The following is a 7,438-nucleotide window of genomic DNA, read 5'->3' on the forward strand; positions in this document are numbered from 1 at the left end:
CCGCCCCTGCCTGCTGACGCCCGGGGCTTCTACCGCCGCACCGTCAGCTGCTGGAGGATCCTGACACGCAGGGGATCCGTGTCCGGGAGGGCGAGTTCGTCGGCGATGGCCAGTGCCTGGGTCCAGGCGGTGCGGGCGGCTTCGGAGTCGGCGGCGCTGTGGTGGGTGTCGCCGAGGTAGAGGAGGCCGGTGGCCTCGCTGTGCCGGTCGCCGGTTCTGTGGAACAGGGCGAGGGCCTGGCCGTAGCAGTCGACGGCCTCGTCGTACCGTCCCAGGTGGTGGTGGATGTAGCCCAGGCTGTCCCAGGTGTGGGCCTGGCTGTTGAGGTCCCTGGTCTCGAGGGTCAGGGCAAGGGCCCGTCGGCAGTCCGTCAGGGCCTGGTGGTGGTCGCCCAACTGGGCGTGGAACCAGCCGATGTGGTTGAGGGCGGCCGACTGCCCGGCCCGGTCGTCGACGGTCCGGAAGTGATCGAGGCCGTGACAGGCGTGGGCGAGTGCCTGCTCGAACCGGTCCTGCGCCCCGGACAGCCGGGCGAGGTGCAGGTGCATCCGGGCCTGACCGGGGCGGCTGCCGAGTTCGCCGAACAGGTCCAGGGCGAGCAGGTAGTGGGTACGGGCGTCCTCAGGGTGGTCCAGCCGGTCCTGCGCGATCCCGAAACCTCGGTGGGCGTTGGCTTCTCCGGCCCGGTCGCCCCGGCGCTGTGCGGCTTCCAGGGCCGTGGCCTGGGTGGCGGCCAGTACCGGCCAGTACACGTGCCGGTCGAGAAAGCTCGTGAGGGCCGAGGTGAGCTGCCAGGCGTGGGTGTCGAAGCCGGTGGCGGCGGCCTGATCGATCGCGGCGAGGAGAACGGGGAGTTCGGCGATGAACCAGGCCTGCGCCTCCTGATGGTCCGGGAGATCTTCCGGTGCGGCGCCGGGTCGGGCGGGAGGCAGGGTGATCAGGTTCTGCTCGTAGGGAGTCAGTACCGCCTCGGCGGTGCGCGCGGTATGCAGGTAGTGGTCGAGCATCCGGTGCATCGCCGTGTGCCGGTCGGCCTCGGTGTCCAACGTGTTGGCCAGTTCGGTGGCATAGGCGCGCAGCAGGTCGTGGGACGCGTACCGGCCGGGAACGTGTTCGGCGAGCAGGTGCGCGCGGACCAGTTCGGCCAGCAGCGTGCGGGCACGACCGGTCGGCACGCCCGCCAGGGCCGCCGCGCCCGGCACGCCCATGTCCGGTCCCGGGTGGAGACCCAGCAGTCTGAACAGCCGCGCCATGTCGGGGCTCAGCGTCCGGTAGGACCAGGAGAACACGGTCCGCACTTGGCTGGCCGGGTCCCCGGCGTCCAGAGCGTCCAGGCGGCTGTCGGCTTTCCGTAGTTCGCCGGCGAGCCCGGCGAGCGGCAGGTGCGGCTGGGCAGCCGCCCGGGCGGCGACGACCACCAACGCCAGCGGCAGCCCGGCGCACCGGGCAACGATCTCCTCCACCGCGGCAGGCTCGGCAGCCACCCTTGCGGCCCCGAGGCGACTGATCAAGAGGTCCCGGGCCGCCGCCGGGGCGAGCAAGTCGACAGTGACCAGGTGGGCGCCCTCGATCGCGGCCAGGCTGGTGAGCCGGTTGCGGCTGGTGACCAGCGCCAGACATCCCGGCGCACCGGGCAGCAGCGGACGGACCTGCTCGGCGTCGCGAGCGTTGTCCAGTACCACCAGCACCCGCCGGCCCGCCAGCAGACTCCGGTACAGGCCCACCTGCCCCTCCAGGCCGGCCGGGATGCGGGCCGGCGGGACGCCGAAGGCGTCCAGGAAACCCCGTACCGCCGCCGCCGGATCCATCGTCGGGCCACCGGGATCGAACCCCCGCAGATTCACATGCAGTTGCCCGTCGGGAAAGAGCTTGCGTACGCGGCGCGCCCAGTGCAGGGCCAACGCGGTCTTGCCCACGCCCGCGGTGCCCGACACCGCGGAGATCACCACCGCGGTCGAATGGTCCGCGGCCGCGGCCAGGACCGACTCCAGGCGGGCCAGTTCTTCCTGGCGGCCGGCGAATTCGGTTACGCCAAAGGGTAGTTGCGCCGGGACCTGCGTCGGCCACGGCCATGACGACCACGTCCGACGCGGCGACGGGGGACCCGCAGACGGTGCCGGAAGCAGCGGCGGCTGCGACGGTGAGTGCCGTGACCGCGCGGCGGCGTCGGGCAGGCGACCCTGGAGGATCGCCTGGTGCACCTCTCGCAGTCCCGGTCCGGGGTCGGCGCCCAGCTCCTCCACCAGCCGTTGCCGGACAGTGGTGTAGCAGTCCAGCGCCTCCGCGCCACGTCCGGCGGCGTGCAGGGCTCGCATCAGCACCTCGGCCAGGGGCTCCACCAGGGGATACTCGCCCAGCAGATCGGTCAACGGACCGATCACGGCCGGCGGATCGCCGATGTGCAACTCCGCGTGAGCCCACGCGATGACGGCATCCACCCGTCGGTGCCGCCATGCCTCGCGCATCCGCACCGCCCACTGGCCGCTCAGCCCGGCCAGCGGCTCTCCGCGCCACAGGCCGAGCGCCTCACGCAACAGCGAGGCCTGCACGCCGGCCGGCTGCCCCGGTTGCCGGGCCCGGTCCACCAGTTGCCGGAACAGGTGCACGTCCACCTGCTCCGGTGCGGCCTCCAGCAGATATCCGCCGGAGCCGCGCAGCAGGCGTAACCGTGGCACGTCGGTGTCGCCGGTCTGCTCGCACACGCGCCTGATACGGGCGATGTGGGCGTACAACGAGCGCCGGCTTCCCTGAGGCGGGTCCATGCCCCAGACCCGTTCGATCATCATGTCCGTCGTCACGGGCCGTCCTGCGTCAACTGCCAGAGCCGCGAGCACGATACGGCGCTGCGGAGGCCCCAGCTCCGCCCCCTGGCCCCGCACGGCCAGCTCCACCTGTCCCAGCAGCCGTAAATCCACCACGCTTTCTGCACCCCTTGAGCAGGTTTTCCCCACTGGAGATTCACATATTCGGTGGGACGACAACCTATCGACAACCTCCCGGCCCATACCCCGGCCGGAGGCTGATGAGCAGAAGGCAGACCTCCGCCGGAGGCGCGAGCGGCGGTGGGTTGAGGTACGAGCGGCGGTGGGCTCTGGGCCTGTCGGCGTGACAACAGGGGGATACGGGTGGACATACAGCGGGACGAACAACGGGGAAGAAGGCTGTCGCATCCGGCGGCCGTGATGGCGGACCCTGCCACACCTGTGCCGGCAGGGCGGACCGGGCCCTTATCGGGAGGGCGGACCCGGCACGCGCCGGTGGTGGGGCCGTCGCCCCGGCGGTCCGAGGCGGACACACCGTCGATGTCGGGTGTCGGCGGCCGGAGCGTGCTGGAGGGCGCGTTCGCGTTGCTGGAGGCGGTGGAGCGGGCCAGGGAGGCAGGGCTGACCCGGCTGTCCTCGGAATGCGGGCTGCCCAAGACGACTGCGTACCGGCTGCTGGAACAAATGGTTGTGCTCGGTGCGGTCGAGCGGCGCGGAACGGGCTACCGCATGGGCCCGCGGATGTTCCGGCTCGGACATGAGTGGCAGCCGCATCCCCGGCTTCGGTCTGCGGCGAGCGGGCCGGTTCGGCAACTGGCTCGTGCCACGGGTGCGACGGTGGGCCTCGCCGTGCTGCGGCAAGGTCAGACGCTGGTGCTGGACTGGACGCCCGGCGAGAACAGCGGGGCACTGGCCGCACAGCACGACAGGGTGACCTGGCCCTGGTTCACCGCGGCGGGCAAGGTGCTGGTGGCCGCGGCACGACCCGACCTGCCCCTGGGCCCGCTCCCGGCCTCCTGGCAGCGGCAGGCCGCGCTGATCCGGGACCGCGGCGCGGCGTTCGACCGGGAGGGGGTGGTGGACGAGGTGTGCTGCGCCGCGGTGCCCTTGTACGACGCGTGCCGTGTCCCGGTGGCGGCCCTGTTCGTCGCGACCGATCCGGCCCATCATCTGGAACGGCTTGCCGATGTCGCCCAAAGGTCGGGCAAGGCCATCAGCAGGGCGCTGCGCGGCCGTTGACACGGGCCTGCCGCCCGCCGCCGCTCGCCGTCCGCCGGACTTCGGCGGCGCCGATGGTCGGTGCGGGCGGTATGCCCCGGCCTGGCGCAGGCCGCGCAGCGGACCGCGAAAGGGCCGGTGGCGGTGTGGGCCCCTGCGCGCCCCGGCCGGAGCGGCACTTTTTCCAGCTCCGCCCGAGGTCCGGACCCGGCCTCGGGCGGAACGCGCGGGCTAGAGGAACCAGCGCTGTGAGATGTTTCCGTTGCAGGGCTGCACCTCGACTGCGCCGCCCTTCGCGTCCCGCACGGCGTCGACGCACAGTCCGCTGAGGATGTTGACGATCTCACCGGTCGGCCTCAGTTCCCAGCTCTGCGCCTGGGCGTAGTCAAAGCACGACCTCTGTGTGACCCGGGTTCCCGCAGTGCCACCGCCAAGGTCCCACAGGCACTTGCCCGCGCTCCGCGACCTGATCGTCCACTGTCCGGGGACCGGATCGTGCCCCCGGTCGGCCTGCACAAGAATGAACTTCTGCTCCGCGGTGTTGGTGCAGTTCCACAGCTGCGCGCGGGCGCCTTCCGCGGGATCCTCGGACTTCATGTCCAGGCAGTACTGATGTGCGTTCGCGTTCTTGACCTGCGCGTAGGTACGTGGATTGAGGGCTGACGCGGGCATCGCGGTGACCCCGATCGCGACCACCGCCATACAGACGATCAGCCCCAGCATGCTCAGGCCTGAACGTGAGCGGGCAATCCTCATGACGACTCCCTTGCCGTGTGGTGGATGTTTCCGGGCGCTTTCCTCGCTCCGGCCGGGTGGCCGGGCACACCAAGGCACAGGACGCAGCGTGGTGCGCCGGGGTCTGTCTGTCGTGTGCTGGTCCTCTCAGCGGACTGAACCGGCCCTGCCCGCCGTCCCCACGAGGAGCAGCTCTGGCTGCCGGCGAGCCGGTGCCGCTGAGCGGACCAGGACGTGACGCGTCACCGCCGGCACGACACGGTGCTCAGGGGCCATGCGACACGACCAACCGGGCCCAGAGGTGGTCGCGCGACTCTCTCGGCGGCGGGAACTACAAATTCACGAACCTGGAAACCGGCGGATGCCTGGACGGGCCACGACCGCGGGCGCGCTCATCCAGATCTTCCGCTGCACGACCGACAACACCCCACTCGCCGCCGGCCGGAAGCCTCGCCGACTTCTGAAGGTGACCAACAGGGTCCGGCCGCCATCGGCTTCATGAGGCGGTACTGGGGCGCTGGAGCGCGGGCGCCCGCGCCAAGACGGCCGAAGCCCAGGCCAAGATGGCCGCATGACTGAGATCGTCCTGATGTCGGATCCGCGGGTCGCCGCCATACCCGTGGCGGAATGCGGTGAGCTTCTCGTGGATGTCCGCCGCGGCGGCTCGTTGCTGGTCGATGCGCGTAAGCAGGACCCGGCGGATGCCTTCACGTACCTGCGGGAAGGCGTGCTGGAGCGGCTGCTCAAGGCCCAGGCGCTGCTTCCGCGGGGCTTGCGGCTGCTGTTCGTCGAGGGGTATCGGCCGCCGTCGCTGCAGCGGGAGTACTTCGAGGAGTACGCGGGGCGGCTGCGCGCCGACCGTGCCGAGTGGTCCGAGGAGGAGATCCACACGGCCGCGAGCCGGTACGTGTCTCCGCCGGACATCGCTCCGCACAGCGCCGGCGCGGCCGTCGACCTCACGCTGGCCGACGCCGAGGGGCGCGAACTGGACCTGGGTACGCGGATGAACGCCGACCCGGAGGAGAGCGACGGCGCCTGTTACACCGACGCCTTCAACATCAGCGAGGAGGCCCGCGCCAACCGGGAGCTGCTGGGGGCCGCACTCACGGGTGCGGGGCTGGTGAACTACCCGACGGAGTGGTGGCATTGGTCCTTCGGTGACCGTTACTGGGCCTTGATCACCGGAGAGGCCGCCGCTCGTTACGGCCCACGGGAGCGTCCTCCTCAGGACAGCCGGACGAGACTTACGGGTTACCTCCAATAACCCTCCTGCCTCTTTGGCGATCCCGCCACCTGCGTCTGCGAAACCTGTCTCGTTAGCGTCTCGCCATGACGCGACGCAAACGGATCGGGACCCGGCGGATCGAGGCCTTACAGCGGGTACGGGAACGGGCGGAACGGCGGCGGGAGGCCCGGCGGTCCGCTAGCCGGATCCGGCGGCTGGGACGGCGGGCCGAGCGGGCCCGCCCCTGGCTCCAGTTCGTGGCCGACCTCGCCACACTCCTTGCACGACTGGTGAGGTGACCCGCCTCGCACGACCGGTGAGGTGACCCGCTCCCGGTGAGCGGGCCGCTCAGGCCAGCGCCCTCCCCATCCGTCGCACCGCCTCCGTGAGCAGTTCCGGCGAGGTCGCCAGGTTCAGGCGTACGTGGCCGGCGCCGCCCGTGCCGAAGGGGAGGCCGGAGTTCAGGGCGACTCGGCCCCGCTCCAGGAAGACGGACGCCGGGTCGTCGCCGAGAGACAGGGCACGGCAGTCAAGCCAGGCCAGGTACGTGGACTCGGAGGGGGCGTAGCGGACTTCCGGGAGGTGTTCCGTCAGCAGGGCGGACAGGAGCCGGCGGTTTTCGTCCAGGCCCGACAGGAGCGCGTCCAGCCAGGGGCCCGCGTCCTCGAGGGCGGCGGTGTGGGCCAGGATGCCCACGTGGCTGGGGCCGTGGCTCACCTCCTCGGGGAGTTCGGCCAGGTCCGTGACCGCGTCGGGGCCCGCGACGGCCAGGGCCGCCTTCAGGCCCGCCAGGTTCCAGGCCTTGGAGGCGGACATCAGGGAGAGGCCGTTCTCCCCGCCGGGGACCGTCAGGTACGGGACGAAGCGGGCGCCGGGAGCCACGATCGGGGCGTGGATCTCGTCGGCCACCACGCGTACGCCGTACGTGTGGGAAAGCCTTGCCACGGTGGTCAGTTCGGCGGTGGTGTGGAGCGTCCCGGTGGGGTTGTGCGGGTTGCAGAGCAGATACGCGGCCCGGCGGCGCCCGCCCTCGGTGACCCGGTCGAACGCCGACTCCAACTCCGCGAAGTCCAGACGCCCGTCCTCGCCCAGCGGGGCCTCGACCACGGTGCGGTCCATGTTCCGTACGAACAGGTAAAAGGGCGGGTAGACGGGGCAGTTGACGACCACCGGGTCCCCGGGGCCCGTCACCAGCTTCAGCATCTCGACGATGCCCAGCATCACGTCGGGCACGATCGCCGCGCGCTCCACGGCGAAGTCGTCCCAGCCCCACCGCTTGCCGGCGAACTCCGCCAGCGCCTCGGCGTACGCCGTCCCGGCCGGGTACCCCGTGTCGCCGATCGCGATCGCATCCGTGAGGGCCCGTGTGATCGGCTCGGCGAGCGGGACGTCCATCTCGGCCACCCACAGCGGCAGTACGTCGTCGGGGTAGGTGCGCCACTTCATGCTCGTACGACGTCGGAGCTGGTCGAGGGAGAGTTGGCGGAGGGGGTTGGGG

Annotated in this window: 6 protein-coding genes; 3 read left to right on the top strand and 3 right to left on the bottom strand. The window is 71.4% G+C overall.

What is annotated here, in order from left to right; all coding sequences use genetic code 11:
* Positions 1–29: 29 nt before the first annotated feature.
* A complete protein-coding gene (locus tag G5C60_RS33615) occupies positions 30–2,918 on the bottom strand; it encodes an AfsR/SARP family transcriptional regulator (protein WP_338146011.1) in 2,889 nt (962 codons plus the stop codon).
* Between the two features lie 384 nt (positions 2,919–3,302).
* Here G5C60_RS33615 and G5C60_RS33620 point away from each other — a divergent pair, with 384 nt between their 5' ends.
* Positions 3,303–4,001 carry an IclR family transcriptional regulator gene (locus tag G5C60_RS33620; protein WP_165264828.1) on the top strand — a complete coding sequence of 233 codons (699 nt, stop codon included), beginning with the start codon at positions 3,303–3,305 and terminating at the stop codon, positions 3,999–4,001.
* Between the two features lie 210 nt (positions 4,002–4,211).
* Here G5C60_RS33620 and G5C60_RS33625 read toward each other — a convergent pair whose 3' ends face one another.
* Positions 4,212–4,736, bottom strand: coding sequence for an RICIN domain-containing protein (locus G5C60_RS33625; RefSeq protein WP_165264830.1), 525 nt, complete (start codon positions 4,734–4,736; stop codon positions 4,212–4,214).
* 550 nt (positions 4,737–5,286) lie between these two features.
* On the opposite strand from G5C60_RS33625, the gene G5C60_RS33630 reads away from it, so the two are divergent.
* Together G5C60_RS33630 and G5C60_RS33635 are read left to right on the top strand one after the other, a co-directional pair.
* Positions 5,287–5,979 carry a M15 family metallopeptidase gene (locus G5C60_RS33630; protein WP_165264832.1) on the top strand — a complete coding sequence of 231 codons (693 nt, stop codon included), beginning with the start codon at positions 5,287–5,289 and terminating at the stop codon, positions 5,977–5,979.
* A 65-nt stretch (positions 5,980–6,044) separates the two neighbouring features.
* Positions 6,045–6,239 (top strand): hypothetical protein, encoded by a 195-nt coding sequence (locus tag G5C60_RS33635; protein ID WP_165264834.1) that lies wholly within the window; start codon positions 6,045–6,047, stop codon positions 6,237–6,239.
* Positions 6,240–6,288: 49 nt separating this feature from the next.
* On the opposite strand, the gene G5C60_RS33640 is transcribed toward G5C60_RS33635, so the two are convergent.
* Positions 6,289–7,438: MalY/PatB family protein (locus tag G5C60_RS33640; protein ID WP_165264836.1), on the bottom strand; the 1,150-nt coding region annotated here is incomplete at its 5' end.

The organism is Streptomyces scabichelini (genome assembly GCF_011045015.1).
In the GTDB taxonomy this organism is placed as follows: Bacteria; Actinomycetota; Actinomycetes; order Streptomycetales; family Streptomycetaceae; genus Streptomyces; species Streptomyces scabichelini.